Here is a 25,565-nt window from a genome sequence, read left to right as displayed (position 1 = left end):
CGCTAGGCACTCTTCGCAGCCTCGGTGATCGACGCGGTGACCTGCTCGGGCGTCTTCTTGCCCGCTATGAGGTCGGCGACGCTGTCGTTGACCTCCTGGCCGACCGCGGGCGGGTACGCCTGGTCGAGGAAGAGCTGGAAGCCCGTCGCCTTGACCAGGCTCTCGGCCACCACCTTCTTGTTGGCGTCGGTGAGTTGGCTCTCCGCGCCCTTGACCACCGGGAGGTAGCCGTTGGAGGCCAGCAGCTTGGACTCGTTCTCCAGGACGAAGAACTTCAGGAAGTCCAGCACCTCCTTCGGAGCGCCCTTGCGCAGCGCGAAGCCACCGCCGCCGCCGAACACCTCGGTGGCCTGCCCCACACCGCCGTCGACCGTCGGGAACGGGAAGAAGCCCAGGTCCGCTCCGAGGTCGGCGCCCGCGTCCTTCTGCACCGACGGTCCCCACTGTCCCATCAGCTCCATGGCGGCCTTGCCGTTGCCCACGGTCGCGGCCTGGCCGCCCGGGGTGGCGTAGCCGGCGCCGAGGAAACCCTGCTGGAACGGCTGGAGGTCGACGAGCTCCTTGAGGTGGGCGCCCGCTTGGACGAAGCCGGCGCCCGTGAAGTCCTTGGTGGTCGCGGCCTTCTGCAGGGCGGGGAGGCCGGCGACGCGCATCGCGAGGTAGGCCCAGTAGTAGTGGCCCGGCCACTTCTCCTTGCCGGCGAGGGCGATCGGGGTGATGCCCGCCGCCTTGAGCTTCTTCACGTCGTCGAGGAACGCGGCCCAGGTGGCCGGCGGAGCGGTGATCCCGGCCTTGGCGAAGAGCTTCTTGTTGTACCAGAAGCCGACCATGCCGATGTCGTACGGCACTCCGTAGGTGCGGCCCCCGATCTGGTAGGCCTGGAGCGAGACCGGGGTGAGCTGGGACGACCAGTCGAGGAGGTCGGTGAGGTCCTCGACGAGCCCCGCGTCGACCTGCTGCTGGAGCACGCCGCCGCCCCAGGTCTGGTAGACGTCGGGGAGCTTGCCCGAGGACGTGGTCGCGGTCAGCTTGGACTTGAACGCCTCGTTCTCCAACGAGGTCGTGTTGATCGCGATGTTCGGGTGGGCGGTCGTGAACGCCGTGGAGATCTGCGGGAAGAGGGACTTGCCCGGTTCCGTCGTGGCGATGTTCCACCACTCGAACGTCACCTTGCCGTCGGCCGACAGGTTGCCGCCCGACTCGTCGGCCCCGCAGGCCGCGGTCAGGGCGACGGACAGGGTGGTCAAGCCCGCGAGCGCCAGGAAGCTGCGTCGGCTCGGGGTGGTGCTGGCCATGGGACCTCCGTGAGCGGGATGCCGGGTTCGATGCCGAGCCGTTGCCGGGTTCGTGCCGGTCGTGGTCTCGAAACTTTTTCGAAATACTCTCGAATTCCGTGGTGCCACAAACTAGGAACGTCAGGCGGCACGGTCAAGACTTCTCACCGATTTCTCTGAGAGATCTCCCGGCAATCCGGGCTTGACAAGCCGTCGCGCCGCCCAGAAACTCTTCGAAAGTTTGCGATAACTGTCGTCGACCGACGGCATCCGAGGAGGAGAGAAGTTGAGCGAGCAGCGTGCGACTCTGGCGGTCATCGCCGCGGAGGCAGGGGTCTCCCAGGCCACCGTCTCCAAGGTGATCAACGGCCGTTCCGACGTCGCGCCCGCGACCCGCGAGCGGATCGAGGGCCTGCTGCGGGCCCACAACTACCTCCAGCCCGGCCGGCAGAACAGGGCCCGCAGATCAGGCCTCGTCGACCTGATCATCGGCGGTCTGGACAGTGCCTGGGCGGTGGAGATCCTGCGCGGCGTCGAGGCCGAGTGCGCCCAGCGGGGCGTCGGCACCGTCGTGTCGCTCGTCCCGCCGGGCGAGGCCACACCGTCGAGCTGGTCCGCGCTGCCGGTCATGCACCACAGCGACGGCGTCATCCTCGTCACCGCCTCGGTCACCGAGGCGCAGCGCGCCCAGGTCGAGCGGGGCGGGGTGGCGCTGGTCGTCATCGACCCGATCGACCTGCCGGACAACGGCGTGCCGAGCATCGGCGCGACGAACTGGGCCGGCGGACTCGCGGCCACCGAACACCTGCTGGAGTTGGGGCACCGCCGGATCGCCGCGATCGGCGGGCGCAAGGAGATGCTCTGCAGCCAGGCCCGCATCGACGGCTACCGGGCCGCTCTGGAGCGGGCCGGGATCGAGGTCGACCGCGACCTGATCCGGTTCGGCGACTTCCAGCACGAAGGCGGATTCCGGTGCGCCCAGGAGCTGCTCGCCCTCCCCGATCCGCCGACCGCCGTCTTCGCGGGCAGCGACCAGCAGGCGATGGGCGTCTACGAGGCCGCCCGCCAGGCCGGACTGAGCATCCCTCAGGACCTCAGTGTGGTCGGTTTCGACGACCTGCCGATGTGCGAATGGCTGTCACCGCCGCTGACGACGGTGCGTCAGCCGCTGGAGGAGATGGGTCGGCTCGCCGCCCGCGCCCTGTTCCAGCTTCTGGAGGACCAGCCCCTGGTCAGCCCCCGGATGGAGCTCTCGACCGAACTCAAGGTCCGGGTCTCCACCGCCCCGCCCCGCCTCTAGGAGAACCCCGTGACCGAGCCTTGGCGTGACCCCCTCCTGCCCGCTTCCGTACGAGTCGCCGACCTGCTGGGCCGGATGACGCTGGAGGAGAAGGCGGGGCAACTGGCCGGCTTCTGGGCCCTGCCCTCGAATCCCGGAGCGCCCGTCGCACCGATGGAGGACGATTCCGGCGAACCGGCGCCGGGCCTCGACGACATCATCGAGCACGGTCTCGGCCAGCTCACCCGGGTGTACGGAACCGCGCCGATCACGGCGGAAGCCGGGATGGAGCGGCTCGCCTCACTTCAGCGGCAGGTGACCGAGGCCGGCCGGTTCGGTATCCCGGCCCTCGCTCACGAGGAGTGCCTGACCGGGTTCATGACCCTCGGGGCCACGGTCTTCCCCGGCCCGCTCGCCTGGGGCGCGTCCTTCGATCCCGGGCTGGTGCGGCGGATGGCCGTCGCCATCGGCGAGGGGATGCGGCGGGTCGGCGTCCACCAGGGGCTGGCTCCGGTGCTCGACGTGGTCCGCGACTACCGGTGGGGCAGGACCGAGGAGTGCATCGGTGAGGACCCCTATCTCGTCGGAGCGATCGGCACCGCGTACGTGCAGGGCCTGGAAGGCGCCGGCATCGTGGCGACGCTCAAGCATTTCGCCGGTTACTCGGCCTCGCGCGGCGGCCGGAACATGGCCCCCGTCGCCTCGGGGCCGCGCGAGTTCGCCGACGTGCTGGTCGAGCCCTTCGTACGGGCGCTGCGCGAGGGAGGCGCCCGGTCGGTGATGAACAGCTACACCGACGTGGACGGCGTCCCGGTCGCCGCCGACGAACGCCTGCTGACCGGACTGCTCAGGGACGAGCTCGGTTTCGGCGGCGTCGTCGTCGCCGACTACTACTCCGTCTCCTTCCTGGAGAGCCGGCACGGCGTCGCGGGGTCGCGCGGCGCGGCCGGCGCGCTGGCGTTGACCGCCGGAATCGACGTCGAGCTGCCCACGGCACGCTGCTACGGCGAGCCGCTGACCGCGCTCGTACGGTCGGGAGACGTACCCGAGGAGCTCGTCGACCGGGCCGCGGAGCGGGTCCTGCTACAGAAGGCCGAACTCGGTCTGCTCGACCCCGACTGGGAACCCGTCAAGCCCGAACCGGTCGACCTCGACCCGCCGGAGAACCGGGCACTGGCCAGGCTCCTGGCCGAGCGGTCCACCGTGCTGCTCGCCAACGACGGCATCCTGCCGCTGCGTCCGTGCCGGGTCGCGGTCAGCGGGCCGTACGCCGACGACCCCCACTCGTTCCTCGGCTGCTACTCCTTCCCCAACCACGTGGCGCTGCCCGGCGCCCCAGGGCTGGAGATCCCGACGCTCCACGAGGCACTCACCTCTGCCGGGTTCACGGTCACCGCGGAGGATCCGGAGGTGAACGTGCTGGTACTCGGCGACCGGGCGGGCATGTTCGGCCGGGGCACCTCGGGAGAGGGCTGTGACGCCGAGACCCTCGACCTGCCCGGCGACCAGGCCGCACTCGCCTCCGCCGTGCTGGACTCCGGGGTGCCGACCGTCCTGGTCCTCGTCTCCGGACGCCCCTACGCGCTCGGCTCGCTGGCGGAGCGCGCGGCGGCCGTCGTCCAGGCCTTCTTCCCCGGCGAGGAGGGCGGGACGGCGCTGGCCCGGATCATCAGCGGGGCCGCGGAGCCATCCGGGCGGCTCCCCGTCTCCATCCCCCGCCAGGCCGGGGGACAGCCCGGCACCTACCTGCACTCCACGTTGGGCGGGCACACCGACTGGAGCTCGGTGGACCCGACTCCGCTGTTCCCGTTCGGGCACGGGCTGAGCTGGACCAGCTTCACCTGCTCGGATCTCTCCGTGGATCCCGTCGCCCCGACGGACGGAGCCGTCTCCGTCGCGGTCACCGTACGCAACGTCGGCGAGGTGGCCGGGACCGAGGTGGTCCAGCTCTACCTCTCGGACCCCGAGGCGTCCGTCGTGCGACCGAGGCGGTGGCTCGCCGGATTCGGCAGGGTAGAGCTGCGGCCGGGCGAGGCCGCCCGGATCACCTTCTCCGTCCACGCCGACCGGACTTCCTTCACCGGGGTCGACCTGCGCAGGAGAGTGGAGCCCGGAGAGATCGGCGTGGCCGTCGGACGGTCCAGCGGCGACCTCCCGCTCCAGGGCTCCTTCACCCTGCACGGCCCCGTACGTCACCCGGCGGCCGACCGGGTGCTGTCCGTGCCGGTCGAGATCGTCCCGGTGCCGTGACCACGCCCTTCGGGGATCCCGTGCTGCCCGGGTTCCGGCCCGACCCGTCCGTCTGCCGGGTGGGGGCGGACTACTACCTGGTGACGTCCAGCTTCGAGTGGTTCCCGGGGCTTCCCGTGTTCCACAGCCGCGATCTCGTGAACTGGCGACGTCTCGGCTCCGCGCTGGACCGGCCGTCCCAGCTCGATCTCGACGGGTGCGAGCCCTCCCGCGGCCTGTTCGCGCCGACGATCCGCCACCATGACGGGGTCTTTCACCTCGTCTGCACGCTGATGGACGGCCCCGGACATTTCGCCGTCACGGCGGCCGACCCGGCCGGGCCCTGGTCGGAACCGTACTGGCTGGAAGGAAAGGGCTTCGACCCGTCGCTGTTCTTCGACGACGGGCCGGACGGCGACGGCCGGGCCTGGTTCACCGCCGCCCGTGTGCTGGACGAGGCCGCCGGCCGCACCGAGATCTGGATGCGTGAGTACCTCCCCCGCGAACGACGGCTCACGGGACCCGAGTACGTCCTGTGGTCGGGAAGCCGACCGGGCGCCCGCTGGTCGGAGGCCCCGCACATCTACAAGATCGACGGTACCTATCTCCTGCTCACCGCGGAGGGCGGTACCGACGTGGACCACAGCGTGGTGGCCGCCCTCGCCGACCACGTGACCGGCCCGTACGAGGGCGCCCCCGACAACCCTGTGCTGCCTCCCGCCACGGGCCCCGTGACCTGCACCGGGCACGCCGACCTCGTGCAGACCTCGGACGGCGACTGGCGGGCCGTCCTCCTGGGCGTCCGCCCGGGCTCCGCCATCGGACGCGAGACCTTCCTCAGCAGGGTCACCTGGAACGACGGCTGGCCGGTCTTCTCCCCTGTCGACCACACGAGCCCCCGGCGCCGTCTCCAGGACGACTTCGCCGCGCTCGCCACCGACTGGAGCACCCTGCGCACCCCACGCGCGCCGTTCTGGACCACCGGCGACGGGATACGCCTCCAGCTCCGCCCCGAACGCCTCGGCGAACGCACCGTCCCCTCCCTCCTGGTCCGCCCGCAGGAACAGCCGGACTGCGACGCCTCCACCGAACTGCGCTTCACCCCCGCCGCACCCGATGAACAGGCCGGCCTCGCCGTAGTCCTCGACGACGACACCCACCTCCTCTTCCTTCGCACCGAGGAAGGGCTCGTCCTCCGCCACGGGCCCGAGGTCCTGGCCGGCGCTCCCGTCCCCCCGGGGCCCGTGCGCCTGGGAGTGCGCGTCCGGGGCTTCAGCCACACCTTCGCCCACGCGGCGCCGGACGGCACCTGGCAGGACCTGGCCACCGTCGAAGCCACGTTCCTCACGCCGCTGTTCACCAGCGTCCAGCTCGGCCTCTACGCCACCTCCCACGGCCACCCGTCCACGAACCACGCCCACTTCACGTGGTTCGACATCGCGTACCCGCGTCGGGCCTCCGGGGCGACGGGCATCGACGACCCGGAAATGTGAACCAAAGCAAGAACTCGCTTATGAACGAAGCAGTCCCTATCGAAATACTTTCGATAGGGACTACTTCGTCATGGCGCTCTCGACATTCCTTGAATGACCCTTTCGAGAGGCCTCAAAGGCCCCATTCTCGGGCCGCATTCCCGAAACATCTCCGAAACACTTGACATGTTCCTGAAGTGTTTCCAGACTGAATCCCGAGGACGCCACCGCCCCTTGACCTGCATGTCGCGGCGCCGGCCTCGCATCATTGCGCCCTGATGGTCCGCGTCCTTTTTCCACGCACGCGGACATCACCCTCGCGGAATCTTTCCGCCGCGCTCGCATCCATCCGTGATTTCCGTACTGGAGGTCCAGCCATGCGTTCACATGCCATTCCACCGTCCACCGTCCACCGGAAAATAGGTGGCCTCGGCGCGGCGCTGATCGTCGGCGTCCTCGGTTCCGCCACCGTGCTGGTGGCGCCGCTGACCTCACACGCCGCCGAGAGCACGCTCGGCAGCGCGGCGGCGCAGAGCGGCCGGTACTTCGGCACCGCCATCGCCTCGGGCAGGCTCGGCGACTCGACGTACACGACGATCGCGAACCGCGAGTTCAACTCGGTGACCGCCGAGAACGAGATGAAGATCGACGCCACCGAACCCCAGCAGGGCCGGTTCGACTTCACCGCCGGCGACCGCGTCTACAACTGGGCGGTGCAGAACGGCAAGCGGATACGGGGCCACACCCTGGCCTGGCACTCCCAGCAGCCCGCCTGGATGCAGAACCTCGGCGGCAGCGCGCTGCGCCAGGCCATGAACAACCACATCAACGGCGTGATGGCCCACTACAAGGGCAAGATCGGCCAGTGGGACGTCGTGAACGAGGCCTTCGTCGACGGCACCTCGGGAGCCCGGCGCGACTCCAACCTGCAGCGCACCGGCAACGACTGGATCGAGGTCGCCTTCCGCACCGCACGTGCCGCCGACCCGGCCGCCAAGCTCTGCTACAACGACTACAACGTCGAGAACTGGACGTGGGCCAAGACCCAGGCCATGTACGCCATGGTCAAGGACTTCAAGCAGCGCGGCGTGCCCATCGACTGCGTCGGCTTCCAGTCGCACTTCAACAACGACAGCCCCTACAACAGCAACTTCCGCACCACCCTCCAGAGCTTCGCGGCCCTCGGCGTCGACGTGGCCATCACCGAACTCGACATCCAGGGCGCCTCGGGCACGACCTACGCCAACGTGACCAACGACTGCCTGGCCGTCCCGCGCTGCCTCGGCATCACCGTCTGGGGTGTGCGCGACACCGACTCCTGGCGAGCCGAGCACACGCCGCTGCTCTTCAACGGCGACGGCAGCAAGAAGCCCGCCTACTCCTCCGTCCTCAACGCGCTCAACTCCGTCTCCCCCAACCCCAACCCCACTCCGACCCCCTCCCCCGGCTCCGGACCGATCAAGGGAGTCGCCTCGGGCCGCTGCCTGGACGTACCCGGTGCCGTCACCACCGACGGCACCCAGGTCCAGCTGTGGGACTGCAACAACCGCACCAACCAGCAGTGGACCCACACCGCCGCGGGCGAGATCAGGGTCTACGGCGACAAGTGCCTGGACGCCGCCGGCACAGGCAACGGCGCCAAGGTCCAGATCTACAGCTGCTGGGGCGGCGACAACCAGAAGTGGCGCCTCGACTCCGACGGATCCATCATCGGCGTCCAGTCCGGCCTCTGCCTCGACGCCGCCGCCAACGGCACCGCCAACGGCACGCTGATCCAGCTCTACTCCTGCTGGAACAGCGGCAACCAGCGCTGGACCCGCACCTGACACGCTGCGGCACACCATGGAGGGGAGCCAGGATGATCCTGGCTCCCCTCGGTGCTATCAGGCGGAGGAAGGGTTGCCGTAGTAGGCGTCCGGGCCGTGCTTGCGTGTGAAGTGGCGGTCCAGGAGGTGCTGCGGAGGCTCGACCGTGCCCAGGGCGATGGTGTGGAGGGCCATCTCGGCCACCGCCTCGCAGATGATGGCGTGCTCCAGGGACGCGGTGGCGTCGGCGCCCCAGGTGAAGGGGCCGTGGTGGGCGACCAGGGCACCGGGGACCTCGCGGGCCCGGGAGTCGTCACGGCCCAGCAGGTCCACGATGACCTGGCCGGTGTTGTACTCGTAACCCATGGCGCACTGCTGGGGGGTGAGAGCCGCGGTGACGGGGACGGGACCGTTGAAGGTGTCCGCGTGGGTCGTGCCGAGCACCGGTATCGGACGACGGGCCTGGGCGAAGGCGACGGCATGGGTGGAGTGCGTGTGGGTCACGCCTCCGATGGAGGGGAAGGCCAGGTAGAGGCTCCGGTGCGTCTCCGTGTCGGTGGACGGTCGCAGGTGGCCCTCCACGACGCTTCCGTCGGACAGGGAGACGACGACCAGGTCCTCCTCGCTCAGCACGTCGTAGGCCACACCCGAGGGCTTGATGACGAAGACGCCGGCTTGTCGGTCCACTCCGCTCACGTTGCCCCAGGTGAGGGTGGCCAGACCGGCCCGGGGGATGCGGAGGTTGGCCTCCAGCACCTCCCGGCGCAGTTCCTTGGAGACGGCGGTGCTCACGGAGGGCTCCGTCCTCGTGGGGGTGGATGGGGTGGCGGGGGTGCTCACAAGCTCTGGGCCAGACGGTGGTACGCCTGGTTCCAGCGCAGCTCGCGCGTGAAGGTCCGGACCGTGGTGCCCTCGTCGATGACGGCGAGTTCGGTCCGCAGCATCTCGGCGAGGTCGTCGAGCTCCTCGGCCCCGAGAGCGGTCGTCAGGACTGTGTGGTGCGGTGCTCCGGCCGTCAGCCAGGCCTCGGTGGAAGTGCGCAGGTCGGGACGGGGGCGCCAGACGGCCCGGGCGACGGGGAGCTTGGGCAGCGGCTCGGGCGGGGCGACGACGTCGACGTGGTTGGCGACGAGGCGGAACCGGTCGCCCATGTCGGCGAGACCGACGACGACGGCCGGACCGGGATCCGCGTCGAAGACGAGTCGGACCGGTTCCTCGCGTCCGCCGATCCCGAGCGCGTGGATCTCGCAGCTGGGCGTGGCCGTCGTAAGGGAGGGGCAGACCTCCAGCATATGGGCGCCGAGGATGAGTTCCTGGCCTGGTGTGAGGTCGTAGGTGTAGTCCTCCATGAAGGAGGTGCCGCCGGGCAGGCCGTGGGCCATCGCCTTCAGCGCGCGCAGCAGTGTGGAGGTCTTCCAGTCCCCTTCGCCGCCGAAACCGTAGCCGTCCGCCATCAGGCGCTGCACGGCGAGGCCGGGCAGCTGGCGCAGGCCGCCGAGGTCCTCGAAGTTGGTGGTGAAGGCGCGGAACCCGCCTTCCGTGAGGAAGGTGCGCAGACCGGCTTCGATGCGGGCGGCGTAGCGCAGGGATTCGTGGCGCTCACCGCCGGGGCGCAGCTCGGGCGTGAGGGCGTAGAGGTCCTGGTACTCCTTGACGAGGGCGGTGACGGTGTCCTCGTCTGTGGCGTCGATCACGGCGACGAGGTCGTTGACGCCGTACGTGTTGACCGAGACCCCGAACCGCAGCTGCGCCTCGACCTTGTCGCCCTCGGTGACGGCGACGTCGCGCATGTTGTCGCCGAACCTGGCGAGTTTGAGGGTGGTGAGTTCGGCGCGGCCGACGGCGGCGCGGGCCCAACCGGCGATGCGGTCGACGACCTCGGGGGTGGAGACGTGGCCCGCCACGGTCTTGCGCGGGACACCGAGGCGGGTCTGGACGAAGCCGAACTCGCGGTCGCCGTGGGCGGCCTGGTTCAGGTTCATGAAGTCCATGTCGATGGTGGACCAGGGCAGTTGGCGGTTGGCCTGGGTGTGCAGGTGGAGCAGGGGCTTGCTCAGGGCGTCGAGGCCGGCGATCCACATCTTGGCCGGGGAGAAGGTGTGCATCCAGGCGATAAGGCCGATGCAGCGGTCGTCGGCGTTGGCCTCCAGGCAGATCGCGCGGATGGCGGCCGCGTCGGTGAGGACCGGCTTCCACACCAGGCGGACGGTCATCCGGGGCTGCCCGGCGAGGGTGTCGCAGATGGCGCGGGACTGGTCGGCGACCTGGGCCAGGGTGTCGTCGCCGTAGAGGGCCTGGCTTCCGGTGAGAAACCAGATCTCGCGGTCGGGCTGGGCGAGCGTCATGTCGGGTGTGCTCCTCGGAGGTGCTGGGGCGGAGAGGTCGGGCCGATGGAGGCCGGGGAGGCGCCTCGATCAGCCGGTGGTGACGAGGCGGGCGGTGTTGCGGATCCGTCGCAGGCGGTGCAGGAGGAGGTCCGCTCCGGTACCGAAGTGGTCGTGCAGGGCGCGGTACTCGTCGAACAGCGCGTCGTAGGCGTCCGCCCGTGCGGGGTCTGGCACGTACGCGTGGCGCTGGACGCTGCCCATCACGGAAGCGGCGGAACGGACGTCGGGGTAGGCGCCCGCGGCGACGGCGGCGTGGATGGCCGAGCCGAGCGCCGGACCCTGCTCAGAGGTGCCGACGGACACTGGGCGGCGGAGTACGTCGGCGTAGATCTGCATGAGCAGCGCGTTCTTCCTCAGCCCTCCGGTGACGATGAACTCCTCGACGGGGATCCCGCCGCCCTCGAAGGTCTCGACGATCATCCGGGTGCCGTAGGCGGTGGATTCGAGCAGGGCCCGGTAGACGTCCTCGGGCCGGGTGTCGAGGGTGAGGCCGGCGATGACTCCGGAGAGGTGGTGGTCGACCAGGGTGGAGCGGTTGCCGTTCATCCAGTCAAGGGCGACCAGCCCGTGCGCGCCGACCGGCTGGTCCGCGGCCTTGCGGGTCAGGAGTCGGTGGAGGTCCTCGCCCGATGCCTCGGCCTCGGCGCGATAGTGGTCCGGGACGCCCTGGCGGAGCCACCAGGCGAAGATGTCACCGACCGCGCTCTGGCCGGCCTCGTAGCCGTAGGCGCCCTCGACGATGCCACCGTCGACGACCCCGCAGATGCCGGGGACCTCGGCGAGGGTGGCGCCGTTGAGTACGTGGCAGGTGGAGGTGCCCATGATGGCGAGCATCCGGCCGTTCTCCACGGCGCCCGCCGCGGGTGCGGCGACGTGGGCGTCGACGTTGCCCGCCGCGACGGCGATGCCCTCGAGGAGACCGGTCCAGTGCGCGGCCCGGCTGCTCAGGGTGCCGACGCGGGAGCCCAGCGGGGAGAGGGGGTGCTCCAGGCGGGTGGCGGGGAAGTCGGCGAAGTCCGGGTGGAGTCCGGCGAGGAAGTCGGGCGAGGGGTAGGTCCCGTCCTGGTGGATGCCCTTGTAGCCGGCGGTGCAGGTGTTGCGGGACTCGGTTCCGGTCAGCTGCCAGACGATCCAGTCGGCCGCCTCGATCCAGCGGGCGCAGGCGGCGTAGACGGCCGGGTCCTCTTCCAGGACCTGCAGGGCCTTGGCGTACTGCCACTCGGAGGAGATCTTGCCGCCGTACCGTGCGATCCACTTCTCGCCGCGTGCGTAAGCTAGGGCGTTGATGCGGTCGGCATGGGCCTGGGCCGCGTGGTGCTTCCACAGTTTGGGCCAGGCGTGCGGGCGGTCGGCCCACTCGGGCGTCAGGGCGAGCGGAGTGCCGTCCTGGGCGGTCGGCAGGACCGTGCATGCGGTGAAGTCGGTGGCGATGCCGATGACGCGGGCCGGGTCGACTCCGGCGTCGGCGAGCGCCGCCGGAACGGCGGTACGCAGGACGTCGCGCCAGTCCTCGGGGTGTTGCAGGGCCCAGTCGGGGGGCAGGGGGGCGCCGGTGGAGGGAAGGTGGTCCTCGATGACTGCGTGGCGGTACTCGTGGACCGACGAACCGAGTTCTGCGCCGTCCCGGACCCTGACCACGACGGCGCGCCCGGAGAGGGTGCCGAAGTCGACTCCGATGGTGCATGCCTCGGGATGGTGAGGGGCTGCGGGGCCGGAAAGGGTGTGTGTGGTCACGATGCGGTCTCTCTCGTCATGAGCAGGGCCAGAGGAGCACCCTGATTGTTAACGCTCACAATTGACTTGGACAAGAGTTGCGTGCAGTTCTGTCGAACATTCGGCAAGAAGAAGGGCCTCTGAAGTGAGCGCTCACCTACCGTCCCGGGGGCAACCCCGGCGTCGCGACCGGCCTGCCGGGAGGCGGTAGGGCCGAGCGGACGGAACGGTCGACGGAGCGCTTGCGCGGGCGGACCGACGCGCGTGCGCCGCCGGACGCCGGACATCGGACGGCAGGCCCCAGACAGCAGACACAGCAGACACAGCAGACTGGAGACCTGTCACCGGCCTCCAGGACAGCCGCCAGGAGGTGGTGGGAGAGCCCGGCCCCCCGCGTCAGGATTCGTTCGAGGGGCGCGTGCTCGCGCGCATGATGAGCTGCGGTTCCACCAGGAGGTGCTCGGCCTTCCGGGCGCGACCCTCGATGTGGTCCACCAGGAGCCCGATGCTCCGGCGCCCGATGGCGGCGAAGTCCTGGCGGACCGTCGTCAGCGGCGGAGGGAAGTACTCGGCCTCCGGGATGTCGTCGAAGCCGGCGACGGCCACCTGTCCGGGGGTGCGGATCCCGACCTCGCGCAGGGCCCGCAGGACACCGAGCGCCATCTGGTCGTTGGCGACGAAGACGGCGGTGACTGGTGTCGCCCCGCGGCGGGCCAGGGCGAGACCGGCGAGTTCCTGTCCCGCCCGGTACCCGGACAGCGGGCTCCAGTCCCCCGTCAGTACACGCGGGGGGTGGATGCCGCTCTCCTCCAGGACGGCGCGCCAGCCCGCGGTGCGAGCCTCGCTCTCCAGCCAGTCGTCGGGGCCCGCCACGTGCCAGACGGTGCTGTGCCCGGCGGCGAGCAGGTGCTCGGTGACCATGCGGGCGCCGAGCTCCTGGTCCAGGGAGACGCCGGGCAGGTCGAGCTGGTGACCGCCCTCCACGGTGACGACGGGGAAGGGCGCGTCCAGCTCGGCGAGTGCCTGCACGTGCGAGCGCTGCGGAGTGATGGCGACGACACCCTCCACACCCCAGGACGCGAGGTGGTCGATGGCGTCCTTGAGCCCCTGCCCCTCTCCGGTGCGCAGGCTGACGGTCGAGACGAGGTAGCCCTGCTCCCGGGCGGCCTCCTCCAGGCCGGTCAGGGTGCTGGCAGGGCCGTACAGGGCGGTGTTGACGGCGATGACACCCAGCGTCCTCGTACGGCGCGTCACCAGGGCGCGTGCGGCGGAGTTGCGGCGGTAGCCCAGCCGCTCGATGGCCAGGGTGACCTGTTCCCGGGTGGCCGCGCGCACGTTGGGGTGATCGCTCAGCACCCGGGAGACGGTCTGGTGGGAGACCCCCGCCTCTCGTGCGACGTCGGCCATCGTCGGCGGGCGGACGTCTTCCGCGGGATGCGCCACGTTCGCCTCCCTTCTCCGTGTTCACGGCTGTACATCGATGCGAGAAAAACCTTAGCGCCTCTTGTATCACGCTGTTGTGAGCGCTAACAATCAACCTCGACCGGGGCGCCGACGCCCCGGCCACCCAGCCGGAACGGCGCCGTCCCGGTGGTGCGAGGTCACGCGCCGCCGCCGAACCCGTCCCTCGGCCGGAGCCGCCCTCGACGACGGGATTGCCAGGTAACCCATGAAGAAGTTCCGATCCGCATCCGCCCTCCTGGCCGTGACCACCGGCTGTGCCCTGCTCCTGACAGCCTGCGGGCAGAACAGCGAGGGCGGCAGCCAGGAGTCGAAGGACACGAAGGACCTCACCATCGGCATCGCGATGCCCACCAAATCCTCCGAGCGGTGGATCGCCGACGGCCGCAACATGACCGAAAGCCTGAAGAAGGCCGGCTTCGCCACGACCCTGCAGTACGGCGAGGACGACCCCGACCAGCAGGTCGCCCAGATCGAGAACATGATCACTCAGGGCGTCGATGCCCTGGTCGTGGCCGCCATCAACGGCGAGGCCCTGTCCAACGTCCTGCAGCAGGCGGCCGACGCCCACATCCCGGTCATCTCCTACGACCGACTCATCCTGGGCTCCCCGCACGTCGACTACTACGCCTCCTTCGACAACGAGAAGGTCGGCGAGCTCCAGGCCACGTACATCGTCGAGAAGCTGGGGCTGAAGGCCGGCTCGAAGAAGGGCCCCTTCAACATCGAGCTGTTCGCCGGGTCCAACGACGACAACAACACCAAGTACTTCTTCAACGGCGCCATGAAGGTGCTGAAGCCCTACCTCGACAAGAAGCAGCTGGTCGTACGCTCCCAGCAGACCCAGCTCAACCAGGTCACTACGTTGCGCTGGGACGGAGGGACGGCGCAGAAGCGCATGGACGACCTGCTGACCTCCTCGTACTCCACCGCCCGGGTCGACGCCGTGCTCTCCCCCTACGACGGCATCTCCATCGGCATCCTGTCCGCCCTGAAGTCCGACGACTACGCGAGCGCCGCCAAGCCGCTGCCGGTCGTCACCGGCCAGGACGCGGAGGTCGCCTCCGTGAAGTCGATCATCGCGGGCCAGCAGACGCAGACCGTCTACAAGGACACACGCGCACTCGCGCAGGTCGCCGCAGACATGGTGACCGCCGTCCTCGCCGGCAAGAAGCCCGAGATCAACGACGACGCCACCTACGACAACGGCAAGAAGGTGGTCCCGGCCTTCCTGCTCGATCCGGTCAGCGTCGACAAGTCGAACTACCGGAAGGTCCTGGTCGACTCGGGCTACATCAACGCCGAGGAACTGCGGTGACGCCCGCCCCGGCCCACTCCCCCAAGGCTCCCGTCTCCGCCTCGTCCCCGGCCGGCCCCGTCCTCGAGATGCGGTCCATCGTCAAGACCTTCCCCGGAGTCAGAGCACTGTCCGACGTGACCCTGTCCGTGGAGCGCGGCGAGGTGCACGCCCTGTGCGGAGAGAACGGTGCCGGCAAGTCGACGCTCATGAAGGTCCTGTCCGGCGTCCACCCGCACGGCACCTACGAGGGCGAGATCCTCTTCGAAGGCGTGCCGTGCCGGTTCAAGGACATCAGGGCCAGCGAGCGGCGCGGCATCGTCATCATCCACCAGGAGCTCGCACTCGTTCCCTACCTGTCGATCGCCGAGAACGTCTTCCTCGGCAACGAGCCGTCCCGGCGCGGGATCATCGACTGGCACGAGGCGCTGCGCCGTGCTTCCGAACTGCTCAGGCGGGTCGGGCTCGACGAACACCCCGAGACCCGGGTCGCCGACATCGGTGTCGGCAAGCAGCAGCTCGTGGAGATCGCGAAGGCACTGGCGAAGAACGTCCGCCTACTGATCCTCGACGAGCCCACCGCGGCACTCAACGACGAGGACAGCGCGCAGCTGCTGCGGCTGATGCGGGAGCTGAAGAGCCAGGGCATCACGTCGATCATCATCTCGCACAAGCTGAACGAGATCGCCCAGATCGCCGACTCCGTCACCATCCTGCGCGACGGGCGCTCCATCGAGACCCTCGACGTCAGGGATCCCGCCACCACCGAGGAACGCGTCATCCGCGGCATGGTGGGGCGGGACCTCGACAGCCGGTTCCCCGACCGCACGCCGTACGAGGGCCTGGCAGACGCCGACCCTGTCCTGGAGATCCGTGACTGGACCGTACGTCACCCCCTCGACCGCGGCCGCAAGGCCGTCGACGGGGTCTCGCTCCAGGTCCGCCGCGGGGAGATCGTCGGCGTCGCGGGACTCATGGGTGCCGGCCGGACCGAACTCGCGATGAGCGTCTTCGGCCGTTCCTACGGCCACTACGAGCAGGGCACCGTGCTCAAGGACGGCCGCGAGGTACGGACACGCACGGTCCCCGAGGCGGTCGCCCACGGCATCGCGTACGTCACGGAGGACCGCAAGCACTACGGGCTCAACCTCGGGGACTCCGTGAGCCGGAACATCTCGCTCGCGTCCCTCGGCGCCATCGCCCGCCGCGGCGTCGTCGACGGGCATGAGGAGCGCAAGGTGGCCGAAAGGTACCGGCGGACCATGAACATCAAGGCTCCGAACGTCCTCGAGCCGGTCGGCCGCCTTTCCGGCGGCAACCAGCAGAAGGTCGTTCTCAGCAAGTGGATCCTCGCCGGGCCGGACGTCCTGATCCTCGACGAGCCCACCCGCGGAGTCGACGTGGGAGCCAAGTTCGAGATCTACACCGTGATCGACCGGCTCGCCGCCGAGGGCAAGGCGATTCTCCTCATCTCCTCCGAGCTGCCCGAACTGCTCGGCATGTGCGACCGCGTCTACACCATGGCCGCAGGCCGGCTGACCGGCGAAGTCGCCCGCGAGGACGCCACCCAGGAAGTCCTGATGCGGCACATGACGCAGGACACCCCCGCGCCACCGGCGGTCACCGCAGGCGCCGCCCCCAGCGAAGGACACCAGGCATGAGCACCGACGTCAGCACGACAACGACCACACCGGCGCCCCCGGGCCGCGGGGCTCCGTCCACCGGGGCACCGCTGACCCGGGTACTTCTGGAAGGCGTCCGGCGGAACATGCGCCAGTACGGGATGCTCTTCGCACTCGGCCTAATCGTGCTCCTGTTCCAGATCTGGACGGGCGGTGACCTCCTGCTGCCGCGCAACGTCTCCAATCTGGTGCTGCAGAACAGCTACATCCTCATCCTGGCCATCGGCATGATGATCGTCATCATCTCAGGGCACATCGACCTGTCGGTGGGCTCCCTGATGGCCCTGGTCGGTGGCATCGGGGCAGTGCTCATGGTCGAGCACCATGTGGCCTGGCCCGTCGCGGTGCTCCTCACCCTGCTGCTGGGAGCCGTCGCCGGCGCCCTGCAGGGCTTCTTCATCGCGTACGTCGGCATACCGTCGTTCATCGTGACCCTCGCCGGCATGCTGCTGTTCCGCGGGCTCACGGAGATCTTCCTCAAGGGGCAGACGCTCGGCCCGTTCCCGGACGGACTGCAGAAGATCGCCAACGGCTTCCTGCCGGAGGTGGGACCGCAGACCAACTACCACAACGGGACCCTGCTCCTCGGCCTGGGTCTGGTCGCCTACGTGGTGTTCCAGGAGGTGCGGGACCGTCGTCGCCAGCGCGAATTCGCTCTGGAGCCGCTCCCCACGGGCCTGTTCGCGCTGAAGCTGACGGCACTGGTCGCCGCTGTCCTGGTCACCACCCTGCTGCTCGCAAGCTACAAGGGCGCCCCCGTGGTCCTCCTGATCCTGGCCGTGCTGCTGGTCGGCTTCGGTTACGTGATGCGCAACGCGGTGATCGGCCGCCACGTGTACGCGATCGGGGGGAACCTGCCGGCCGCCAAGCTGTCCGGGGTCAAGGACAAGAAGGTGACCTTCGCCGTGTTCCTCAACATGGGAATGCTCGCGGCGCTCGCCGGGCTCGTCTTCGCCGCGCGCTTCAACGCGGCCTCGCCGAAGGCGGGCGTGAACTTCGAACTGGAGGCCATCGCCGCCGCGTTCATCGGCGGGGCGTCGATGAGCGGTGGAGTCGGGACCGTCCTGGGAGCGATCATCGGCGGCCTGGTCCTCGGCGTGCTCAACAACGGCATGAACCTCGTCGGGGTGGGCACCGACTGGCAGCAGGTCATCAAGGGCCTGGTGCTCCTCGCGGCGGTCGGCTTCGACGTGTGGAACAAGCGCAGGGTGGGTGCCTGACGTCCCTCCGATCATGGCTGTGCCCGCCGGCTCCTCCACCGGCGGGCACGGCCATGTCGGGGTGCTCGTACGCGGTCAGCCGCGCGTGCTGAACCGCAAGACCGTCCTCGACCGGTACTCGTCGCCGGGTCGCAGCACCGCGGAAGGGTCACCGGTGCGGTTCGGCGAGTCGGGGAAGTGCTGGGTCTCCAGCGCGATGCCGGCGCCCGCCCCGTAGGGCGTACCGCTCTTGCCGAGGACCGTGCCGTCGAACTGACCCGCGGTGTAGACCTGGAGCCCGGGCTCCGTGGTCAGCACCTCCATGCGGCGGCCGGTGGCCGGCGCGTACAGGACGGCGGCGGGGCGCAGTGCTGCCTCGTCGCCGTGCGGGCTCAAGACGAAGTTGTGGTCGTACCCGCCGTCCGCGCCGGGGCGGGCCAGGGCGTCGGCGATCCTCAGCGGCCGGCGCAGGTCGAACGCGGTGCCGGACACGGGGCGGTGGTCCCCGTGGGGAAGGAGGTCGTTGTCGACCGGAGTGTAGTGGGAGGCGTGCACGGCGAGTTCGTGTCCGAGGATGTCGCCGGCGCCTTCGCCGTCGAGGTTGAAATACGCGTGGTTGGTCAGGTTGACCAGGGTGGCCGCATCGGTGACCGCCGAGTAGGTGAAGGCGAGTTCGCCGGCGCGGCCGACGAGACAGCTGACGGTGACGTCCAGGTTTCCCGGGAACCCCTGGTCGCCGTCCGGGCTCCGGAGGCGCAGGAGCACACCGGTCCACTCCGGGGTGTGCACGCTCTCGGCTTCCCAGAGGCGGGTGTCGAAGCCGTCGGTGCCGCCGTGCAGGCAGTGGCCGTTCTCCTGCGTGGTCAGCTGGTACGGCTTCCCGTCCAGGGAGAACCGACCGTGTGCGATGCGGTTGGCGTAGCGGCCGACGGTGGCGCCGAAGTACCGGGCGGTGGTGGCCGTCCGGGCCGGGTCGCGAGGAGCGAGGACGATGTCGGCCGGGGTGCCGTCCCGGTCCGGCGCCCACAGCCCGTGGAGGCGGGCGCCGCGAGTGTGCACCTCCGCCGTGAGTCCGCCGGGGAAGCCGAAGGTCCATCGTTGTCCGGCGTACGGATCGGGGCGGCAGACCGGAGGGACCCCGGTGAAGGGGGACGGTGCTGGGTTCATGGAGGTTCCTTGTCGGCGAGAGGGCGCGCCCGGGGCGGGGGCAGGGATGGCCCTGCCCCCGCCCCGGGCGCGTTCGTACGCGGAGGACGGCTCGGGGTTCGCACTCGGCGAGGGGTCTATTCCGCCTGGCGCGATCCTCCGAAGAGGCGTTGGAGGAGGATGAAGACGAACAGCAGACCGCCGATGACGATGCGGGTCCACCACGAACTGAGCGTGCCCTGGAAGCTGATGATGGTCTGGATCAGACCGAGGACCGTCACGCCCAGGGCGGTTCCCAGGACGAAGCCGGAACCACCGGTCAGCAGCGTCCCGCCGATCACGGCGGCGGCGATGGCGTCGAGTTCCATGCCGACGGCGTGCAGGGCGTAGCCGGACAGCATGTAGAAGGTCAGCAGCAGACCGCCGAGGGCGGAACACAGGCCGCTCACGGCGTACACCGCGACCTTGGTGCGCCCTACGGGCAGGCCCATGAGACGGGCTGAGGACTCGTTGCCGCCCAAGGCGTAGACGGTGCGGCCGAACCGGGTGTGGTGGAGGACGACGAAGGCGAGTGCCAGTACGACCAGGGCGATGATCACGGCGGGTGAGACGAACAGGCCCCCGGGCAGGAGCACCCGCGTCTGGGCGATCCGCGTGGTCGTCGGGTCGGTGAGGGAGATGGACTCGGTGCTGATCATGTAGCAGAGGCCGCGGCCGAGGAACATGCCCGCGAGAGTGACGATGAAGGGCTGGATCTCGAAGGCGTGGATCACCCAGCCCATGAGGGCACCGCCCCCTGCTCCCACCAGGAGGACCACCGGCACCGCCAGCGCGAGCGGCAGGCCGTTCTGTTCGACGAGCCAGGCCGTCAGCATGGTCGACAGGGCCACCATCGAGCCGACCGAGAGGTCGATCCCGCCTGTGAGGACGACGAACGTCATGCCGATCGCCACGACGAGCAGGAAGCCGTTGTCGATCAGGACGTTGAGCAGGACCTGCGCGGAGAAGAAGCCTTCGTACTGCACGGACCCGATCGAGAACATCGCGACCAGCAGCGTGGCCGTCACCATGAGCGGCAGGCGGGCGGCGTGCCGTGCCGAGAAGCGGTGGAGCGGCTTGGTGAGGGTGGTGCTCACGGGTGGACCTCCTGCCGGCGGGCCGTCAGGTCGCCGGCCGCGGATGCCGGGTCCGGGGCGGCCGTTCGGCGACGGCGTGAGAGTCGCGCGCGGAACGCGGGCGACTGGACGAGACACACGACGATGACGACCAGGGCCTTGAAGACGAGGGTGGTCTCGGGCGGTACGCCGAGGGTGTAGATCGTGGTCGAGAGGGTCTGGATGATCAGCGCGCCCAGGACCGTCCCACCGAGGGAGAAGCGACCGCCCGTCAGGGCGGTGCCGCCGATGACGACGGCGAGGATCGCGTCCAGTTCGATCCACAGGCCGGCGTTGTTGCCGTCCGCACTGGACACGTTGGAGCTGATCATCAGGCCCGCCACCGCGGCGCACACGGCGCTGACGACGTAGACCATGACCAGGAGGCCGACTGCCCGGATGCCGACGAGTCGGCTGGCGACCGGGTTGCCGCCCACCGATTCGATGAGCAGCCCGAGCGCGGTCCGCCGGGTGACGAGGGAGGTGACGGCGACGAGGGCCGCGGCGAGGAGGACGGCGAAGGGGAGGGTGAGCCAGTAACCGCCGCCGATCATCTTGTAGGCGCTGCTGGACACGCTGATGATCTGGCCGTCGGTGATCAGCTGGGCCACGCCGCGCCCGGCGACCATGAGGACGAGCGTGGCGACGATGGGCTGGACGCCGAGCCGGGCGACGAGGAAGCCGTTCAGCAGTCCGATCCCGGCGGCCACGCCGACCGCCACCGCGATCGCCGACAGGACGGTGGACAGGCTCCCCGGGTCCTTCGCGGTGGCGATGTGCTCGCACGCGAGGGCGCCGGCGATGGCGACCGTCGAGCCGACCGAGAGATCGATGCCCCGGGTGGCGATCACGAGCGTCATGCCGAGCGAGACGAGGATCAGGGGGGCACCGAACTGCAGGATGTCGATCAGGCTGCCGTACAGGTGTCCGTTCTGGAGGCGGACGGCGAGGAAGTCATGGGTGAACACGACGTTCCCCACCAGCAGGGCGGCCAGCACGGCGGCGGGCCAGAACAGGCGGTGCTCGATGAGCCGCCGGGTGCCGGGCGCCCGGACCGGGCGCCCCCCGGCGCCGGTGTCGTCAGGTGGTGTCATGAGGTGGCTCCGGTGGCGATGGCGCCCAGGATCCGGTCGGGCGTCAGGGTCGTGTCGTTGGGGAGGGTGGCGACGAGCCGGTGGTCGCGCAGGACGCCCACGCGGTGGCTCAGCCGCAGCACCTCCTCGAGTTCGGCGGAGATGAAGAGGACCGCTGTGCCTTCCGCGGCCAGGCTGGTGACCAGTTTCTGGATCTCCGTCTTGGCACCGATGTCGATGCCCCTGGTGGGTTCGTCCAGGATCAGCAGCTCGGGGTCGGTGAGCAGCCATCGGGCGAGCAGCACCTTCTGCTGGTTGCCCCCGCTGAGGTTGCGGACCTGCGCCTCGGGGGCGGCCGGGCGGATGTCGAGGACCTCGATCCACCGGGCGGCGATCTCTTCCTGCCGGGTGCGGGAGAGGGGCCTGGTCCAGCCGCGTGCGGCCTGGAGGGCGAGCACGATGTTCTCGCGGACGGTGAGTTCGCCGATCAGACCCTCCGCCTTGCGGTTCTCCGAGCAGAAGGCGATCTTGTGGGCGATCGCGGCGCGCGGCGAGCGCAGGACGGCGCGCTTGCCGTGGATCCGCAGCTCGCCTCCGTCGGCGTGGTCGGCGCCGAAGAGCAGCCGGGCGGCCTCGGTGCGTCCGGAGCCGAGGAGCCCGGCCAGGCCGATGACCTCGCCGCGGTGGATGTCCAGGTCATAGGGCTGGACGCCACCGGCCCGCGCGAGGCCGCGGGCGCTGAGGAAGGGCGTGTCCCCGGAACCGGGGCCGTCAGTAGTGCCGGTGTGGGATGTCTCGGCCAGTTCGTCGAGAATGCCCAGTTCGCTGCCGACCATGCGGTGTACGAGGGTGACGGGTGTCAGCTCGTCGATCCGGTACTCGCCTTCGAGGCGCCCGTTGCGCAGGACGGTCACCCGGTCGCACAGGTCGAAGACCTGGTCGAGGAAGTGGGTGACGAAGAGGATCGCGACGCCCCGGTCGCGCAGTCTGCGGACCAGGGTGAACAGCTGGGCGACTTCGTCCCGGTCGAGGCTGGAGGTGGGCTCGTCGAGGATGAGGACCTTCGCCTTGACGTCCACGGCCCGTACGATCGCGACCAGTTGCTGGACGGCGAGGGAGTGCGTGCTCAGCGGCATGCGGACGTCGAGGTCGAGTTCCAGTTCGGTGATGAGGCGTGCAGCGCGTTCGTGGAGGGCCGACCAGTGGACCAGCCCCAGGCGCCGGGGTTCACGGCCGATGAGGATGTTCTCCGCGACCGAGAGGTTGGGGCACAGGTTCACCTCCTGGTACACCGTGCTGATTCCGGCGTGCTGCGCTTCCAGCGGTTCGGCGAATCGCTGGGGGCTGCCGTCGACGGAGACCGTTCCCGCGTCGGGCGGGTGGACGCCGGTGAGTACCTTGATGAGGGTCGACTTCCCGGCGCCGTTCTCGCCCATCAGGGCGTGGACCTCGCCGGGGAAGAGGCGCAGGTCCACCCCGTCGAGGGCGAGGACGCCGGGGAACGCCTTGCGGATGCCCTGGGCCTCCAGGACCGGCCGGTCGGTGCGGGTGGGTGTGGGGGTGGGTGGGGCTGCCATCCGCCCTCCTCTCCTGAGGGGTCGGGGGCGGCGCGAGGACCGCCCCCGGTCTGGTGCGGGCGTCGGGTCAGTACTGGCGGCCGGGCAGGGCGGCCGCGGCCTGGTCCTGGGTGAAGACGCCCTCCTTGACCTCGACCCGTCGCGGGACGCTCTCCCCCGCCGCGACCTTCTTGGCGAGTTCCATCAACTGGTCGCCGAGGAGCGGGTTGCACTCGACCACCACGTTGATCTTCTTCTCCTGCATGGCGACGAAGGCGTCCTTGATGCCGTCGACGGAGATCACCTTGATGTCGGTGCCCGGCTTCTTGCCCGCCTCCTCGATGGCCTGGATGGCGCCCAGGGCCATGTCGTCGTTGTGGGCGTACAGGACGTCGATGTCCTTGTGGGACTTGAGGAAGGCCTGCATGACCTCCTTGCCCTTGGCGCGGGTGAAGTCCCCGGTCTGGGACGCGACGACCTTGAACTTGGGCTCTCCCTTGATGACTTCGGCGAAGCCGGCCTTGCGGTCGTTGGCAGGTGCGGAGCCGGTAGTGCCTTGGAGCTCGACGACGTTGACCGGTTCGGAGGTCCCCTCGTACTCCTTCACGAGCCACTTGCCGGCCTCCTGCCCCTCCTTGACGAAGTCGGAGCCGAGGAAGGTCCGGTAGAGGGAAGTGTCCTGCGAGTCGACCGCACGGTCGGTGAGGATCACCGGGATGCCGGCGCCCTTGGCCTCCTTCAGGACGGTGTCCCAGCCGGACTCCACCACCGGGGAGAAGGCGATGACGTCCACCTTCTGCTGGATGAACGTGCGGATCGCCTTGATCTGGTTCTCCTGCTTCTGCTGCGCGTCGGAGAACTTCAGTGTGATGCCGGCCTTCCCGGCCGCCTCGCGTACGGACTTGGTGTTGGCGGTGCGCCAGCCGCTCTCGGCTCCCACCTGGGCGAACCCGAGCACCAGCTTGCCGTCGGAGGAGCCCTTGCCGGTGCCGCCGGTGGTACCGGTGGGCGCGGGCTCGGTGGTGCAGGCGGTCAGCACACCAGCGGCCAGAACGGCGGCGGTGATGGCACGGAGGGCTCTGTGGGCCATGTCGTGGTTCCTTTCGGGACGTGCGTCGTACAGGGCGGTGCCCTGAAGGGGCGGGGCCCGGCGAAGGAGTGGCTGCGCAGCGGTGGTCGAGCTGGGCGGAGGCGCAGTGTGCGTAGGCCCCCGACGACCGGTGGGCTGCCGAACGCGACACATTGTGAGCGCTAACAGACTCGTAACTCAAGGGTTCGTACGGCCGTTACCCGTTTTTGATGCGGAGATACGAGTCGCTGCACAGCTAGTCGCGACTCAAAGATGTGAGCGTTAACAGGGGCTACTGAGACGCCTTGCGACGCAGAAGGCCCCGCAGAATGAGGCCCGTTGACACACCTCACCATGCTTCGTATCGTCGCGACACAATTTCGAACGACGCCCGAAATATCGAACGTCAGGAGTCGCCCCATGTGTTCCACTCCGCCCACCGCCCAGGGCGGCTTCCTGTGAGCCGCCGAGGGCAGGCTGTCGTCCTCGACGCTCCCAAGACGTTTCGCCTCGTGCAGCACGCGCCTCGACAGGCGGGGCCCGGCGAAGCCCAGGTGCGCGTGCACGCCGTCGGGATCAGCCGCAGCGACCGCGACGTCTACCTGGGTCGCCGCCCCGTTCCGTACGTGCGCTATCCGGTCACCCCTGGCCACGAGTGGTCCGGCACCGTCACCGCCGTGGGAGAGGGCGCGCCCGCTTCCCTGCTCGGCCGCAAGGTCGTGGGCGAAGGGCTGCGGAACTGCGAGACCTGCGCGCCCTGCCGCGACGGCGACACCAACCTGTGCACCGTCGGCTACGAGGAGACGGGGTTCACCCTCCCCGGCGCCATGGCTCCCACCCTCGTCCTCCCCGCTCGTCTGCTGCACACACTCGCACCGGACGCCGATCTCACCGCCGCCGCGTTCCTCGAGCCGGCCGCCTGCGCGGCCGCCGCGGTCCTCAAGTCGTCCCCCCTGCCCGGCTCACGGGTGGCCGTCATCGGCTCCGGTGCCCTCGGACTGCTCGCCGCACAGCTCCTCTGCGCCTTCTCCCCGACCGAGCTGACGGTCGTCGGTACGAGCCCCGACCGAGCCGATCTGTCCCGTCGTTTCGGAGCCACCGCCTATTGGACGTGGGACCGAGCCTCCGGTCTCGCGGACTTCGACGTGGTGATCGACACCGCGGGCGCGACGTCGAGCGCGCACACCGCGACGTCCCTGCTGCGACCGGGAGGACGCCTGGTTCTCACGGGCATCCCGGTCCAGGGGGCGGTAAGGCTCGATCCCGCCCTGGTCGTCGCACGGCAGCTGTCGATCGGAACCGCCTTCGGAGCCTCCTCCGGCGCCTGGTCCTACGCCGTAAGCGCCTTCTCCGCGGGAAGGCTGACGCCGCTCGAACTCCTCACGCACCAGCTGGGCATCGACGAGTTCGAGCGGGCCATGGAACTCACGGGCAGCGGGGATCCCGGCGTCGGGAGAGTTCTGCTCCGTCCTTGAAACTCAGAGACCCGGGATCGCGTTCGCGGCGATGGCCCTGGCGTACCAACGGGCGCTGTGCTTCGGGATGCGCAGCTGGCGGCGTAATCGACGTGGACGGCGACGAAGCGTCGCCGGCGGGTCGCCTCGATGGCGGTCGGCGTGGGAGAGGCGGCCTTCGAAGGACGGGGTGAAGCCATACGCTCGGGGCTTCTCCCCGGATTGGGAGCGCTCCCAACAGATGGCGTCGAAACCCTGCCAGTCACCTTGACGGCCTGTCAAGGTGACTGGCAGGGACGGGCTGTGCGTTGCGCA

The 25,565-nt window shown here is 69.7% G+C and carries 18 protein-coding genes; 8 read left to right on the top strand and 10 right to left on the bottom strand.

All coding sequences use genetic code 11. From position 1 onward, the window contains the following. Positions 1-2 precede the first annotated feature (2 nt). The gene (locus ACIBG6_RS04080; RefSeq protein ID WP_399220913.1) at positions 3-1,295 is read right to left on the bottom strand and encodes an extracellular solute-binding protein; all 1,293 of its coding nucleotides are present in this window, start codon (positions 1,293-1,295) and stop codon (positions 3-5) included. Between the two features lie 265 nt (positions 1,296-1,560). Between ACIBG6_RS04080 and ACIBG6_RS04075 the strand changes: the two genes are divergently transcribed. The 4 genes from ACIBG6_RS04075 to ACIBG6_RS04060 all read left to right on the top strand — a co-directional run bounded on the left by ACIBG6_RS04075 (position 1,561) and on the right by ACIBG6_RS04060 (position 8,080). Then, a complete protein-coding gene (locus tag ACIBG6_RS04075; protein ID WP_314614121.1) occupies positions 1,561-2,574 on the top strand; it encodes a LacI family DNA-binding transcriptional regulator in 1,014 nt (337 codons plus the stop codon). A gap of 9 nt (positions 2,575-2,583) precedes the next feature. After that, positions 2,584-4,803 carry a glycoside hydrolase family 3 N-terminal domain-containing protein gene (locus ACIBG6_RS04070; RefSeq protein ID WP_399220912.1) on the top strand — a complete coding sequence of 740 codons (2,220 nt, stop codon included), beginning with the start codon at positions 2,584-2,586 and terminating at the stop codon, positions 4,801-4,803. Beyond that, on the top strand, positions 4,800-6,275 hold the full coding sequence (locus tag ACIBG6_RS04065; protein WP_399220911.1) for a glycoside hydrolase family 43 protein: 1,476 nt from the start codon (positions 4,800-4,802) through the stop codon (positions 6,273-6,275). Before ACIBG6_RS04070 ends, ACIBG6_RS04065 begins: the two co-directional genes overlap by 4 nt. A 356-nt stretch (positions 6,276-6,631) precedes the next feature. Then, the gene (locus tag ACIBG6_RS04060; RefSeq protein ID WP_399220910.1) at positions 6,632-8,080 is read left to right on the top strand and encodes an endo-1,4-beta-xylanase; all 1,449 of its coding nucleotides are present in this window, start codon (positions 6,632-6,634) and stop codon (positions 8,078-8,080) included. A 57-nt stretch (positions 8,081-8,137) separates the two neighbouring features. Here ACIBG6_RS04060 and araD read toward each other — a convergent pair whose 3' ends face one another. From araD to ACIBG6_RS04040, 4 genes are all read right to left on the bottom strand, one after another. Continuing rightward, a complete protein-coding gene (gene araD, locus ACIBG6_RS04055; RefSeq protein ID WP_266971532.1) occupies positions 8,138-8,851 on the bottom strand; it encodes an L-ribulose-5-phosphate 4-epimerase AraD in 714 nt (237 codons plus the stop codon). Between the two features lie 44 nt (positions 8,852-8,895). Next, positions 8,896-10,404 carry an L-arabinose isomerase gene (araA, locus tag ACIBG6_RS04050; protein WP_399220909.1) on the bottom strand — a complete coding sequence of 503 codons (1,509 nt, stop codon included), beginning with the start codon at positions 10,402-10,404 and terminating at the stop codon, positions 8,896-8,898. Positions 10,405-10,473: 69 nt separating this feature from the next. Then, a complete protein-coding gene (gene araB / locus ACIBG6_RS04045; RefSeq protein WP_399220908.1) occupies positions 10,474-12,180 on the bottom strand; it encodes a ribulokinase in 1,707 nt (568 codons plus the stop codon). Between the two features lie 375 nt (positions 12,181-12,555). Further along, on the bottom strand, positions 12,556-13,602 hold the full coding sequence (locus ACIBG6_RS04040) for a LacI family DNA-binding transcriptional regulator (protein ID WP_399220907.1): 1,047 nt from the start codon (positions 13,600-13,602) through the stop codon (positions 12,556-12,558). Between the two features lie 226 nt (positions 13,603-13,828). Here ACIBG6_RS04040 and chvE point away from each other — a divergent pair, with 226 nt between their 5' ends. Genes chvE through mmsB form a run of 3 tightly spaced genes read left to right on the top strand, consistent with a single transcriptional unit; the run spans position 13,829 to position 17,819 of the window. After that, positions 13,829-14,938, top strand: a complete 1,110-nt coding sequence (gene chvE, locus ACIBG6_RS04035) for a multiple monosaccharide ABC transporter substrate-binding protein (RefSeq protein WP_399220906.1) — start codon at positions 13,829-13,831, stop codon at positions 14,936-14,938. After that, a complete protein-coding gene (mmsA, locus tag ACIBG6_RS04030; RefSeq protein WP_399220905.1) occupies positions 14,935-16,578 on the top strand; it encodes a multiple monosaccharide ABC transporter ATP-binding protein in 1,644 nt (547 codons plus the stop codon). Before chvE ends, mmsA begins: the two co-directional genes overlap by 4 nt. Further along, on the top strand, positions 16,575-17,819 hold the full coding sequence (gene mmsB, locus ACIBG6_RS04025) for a multiple monosaccharide ABC transporter permease (RefSeq protein WP_399220904.1): 1,245 nt from the start codon (positions 16,575-16,577) through the stop codon (positions 17,817-17,819). The genes mmsA and mmsB overlap by 4 nt, the downstream gene beginning before the upstream one ends. 75 nt (positions 17,820-17,894) lie before the next feature. On the opposite strand, the gene ACIBG6_RS04020 is transcribed toward mmsB, so the two are convergent. From ACIBG6_RS04020 to ACIBG6_RS04000, 5 genes are all read right to left on the bottom strand, one after another. Further along, entirely contained in the window at positions 17,895-18,965 is a 1,071-nt protein-coding gene (locus ACIBG6_RS04020) for an aldose epimerase family protein (protein WP_399220903.1), read from the bottom strand. Positions 18,966-19,081: 116 nt separating this feature from the next. Next, positions 19,082-20,080, bottom strand: coding sequence for a galactofuranose ABC transporter, permease protein YjfF (yjfF, locus tag ACIBG6_RS04015; RefSeq protein WP_329625142.1), 999 nt, complete (start codon positions 20,078-20,080; stop codon positions 19,082-19,084). Next, positions 20,077-21,192 (bottom strand): ABC transporter permease, encoded by a 1,116-nt coding sequence (locus tag ACIBG6_RS04010; RefSeq protein ID WP_399220902.1) that lies wholly within the window; start codon positions 21,190-21,192, stop codon positions 20,077-20,079. The genes yjfF and ACIBG6_RS04010 overlap by 4 nt, the downstream gene beginning before the upstream one ends. Beyond that, complete coding sequence (locus ACIBG6_RS04005) at positions 21,189-22,748, bottom strand: sugar ABC transporter ATP-binding protein (RefSeq protein ID WP_399220901.1); 1,560 nt, start codon at positions 22,746-22,748, stop codon at positions 21,189-21,191. Before ACIBG6_RS04005 ends, ACIBG6_RS04010 begins: the two co-directional genes overlap by 4 nt. Before the next feature lie 67 nt (positions 22,749-22,815). After that, the gene (locus ACIBG6_RS04000; protein WP_399220900.1) at positions 22,816-23,817 is read right to left on the bottom strand and encodes an ABC transporter substrate-binding protein; all 1,002 of its coding nucleotides are present in this window, start codon (positions 23,815-23,817) and stop codon (positions 22,816-22,818) included. A gap of 491 nt (positions 23,818-24,308) precedes the next feature. On the opposite strand from ACIBG6_RS04000, the gene ACIBG6_RS03995 reads away from it, so the two are divergent. Next, entirely contained in the window at positions 24,309-25,271 is a 963-nt protein-coding gene (locus ACIBG6_RS03995; RefSeq protein WP_399220899.1) for a zinc-binding dehydrogenase, read from the top strand. The last annotated feature ends 294 nt before the right edge of the window (positions 25,272-25,565 follow it).

The sequence above is a fragment of the Streptomyces sp. NPDC050842 genome (assembly GCF_044456565.1).
Classification (GTDB): Bacteria; Actinomycetota; Actinomycetes; order Streptomycetales; family Streptomycetaceae; genus Streptomyces.
This window is presented reverse-complemented; position numbering and strand designations above follow the sequence as displayed.

Excerpts from the sequence above, each read along its gene's own strand:
- mmsB (WP_399220904.1), top strand. The coding sequence starts at position 16,575 with ATGAGCACCGACGTCAGCACGACAACGACCACACCGGCGCCCCCGGGC.
- ACIBG6_RS04005 (WP_399220901.1), bottom strand. The coding sequence starts at position 22,748 with ATGGCAGCCCCACCCACCCCCACACCCACCCGCACCGACCGGCCGGTC.
- araA (WP_399220909.1), bottom strand. The coding sequence starts at position 10,404 with ATGACGCTCGCCCAGCCCGACCGCGAGATCTGGTTTCTCACCGGAAGC.
- chvE (WP_399220906.1), top strand. The coding sequence starts at position 13,829 with ATGAAGAAGTTCCGATCCGCATCCGCCCTCCTGGCCGTGACCACCGGC.
- ACIBG6_RS04080 (WP_399220913.1), bottom strand. The coding sequence starts at position 1,295 with ATGGCCAGCACCACCCCGAGCCGACGCAGCTTCCTGGCGCTCGCGGGC.
- ACIBG6_RS04010 (WP_399220902.1), bottom strand. The coding sequence starts at position 21,192 with ATGACACCACCTGACGACACCGGCGCCGGGGGGCGCCCGGTCCGGGCG.
- ACIBG6_RS04060 (WP_399220910.1), top strand. The coding sequence starts at position 6,632 with ATGCGTTCACATGCCATTCCACCGTCCACCGTCCACCGGAAAATAGGT.
- ACIBG6_RS04000 (WP_399220900.1), bottom strand. The coding sequence starts at position 23,817 with ATGGCCCACAGAGCCCTCCGTGCCATCACCGCCGCCGTTCTGGCCGCT.
- ACIBG6_RS04020 (WP_399220903.1), bottom strand. The coding sequence starts at position 18,965 with ATGAACCCAGCACCGTCCCCCTTCACCGGGGTCCCTCCGGTCTGCCGC.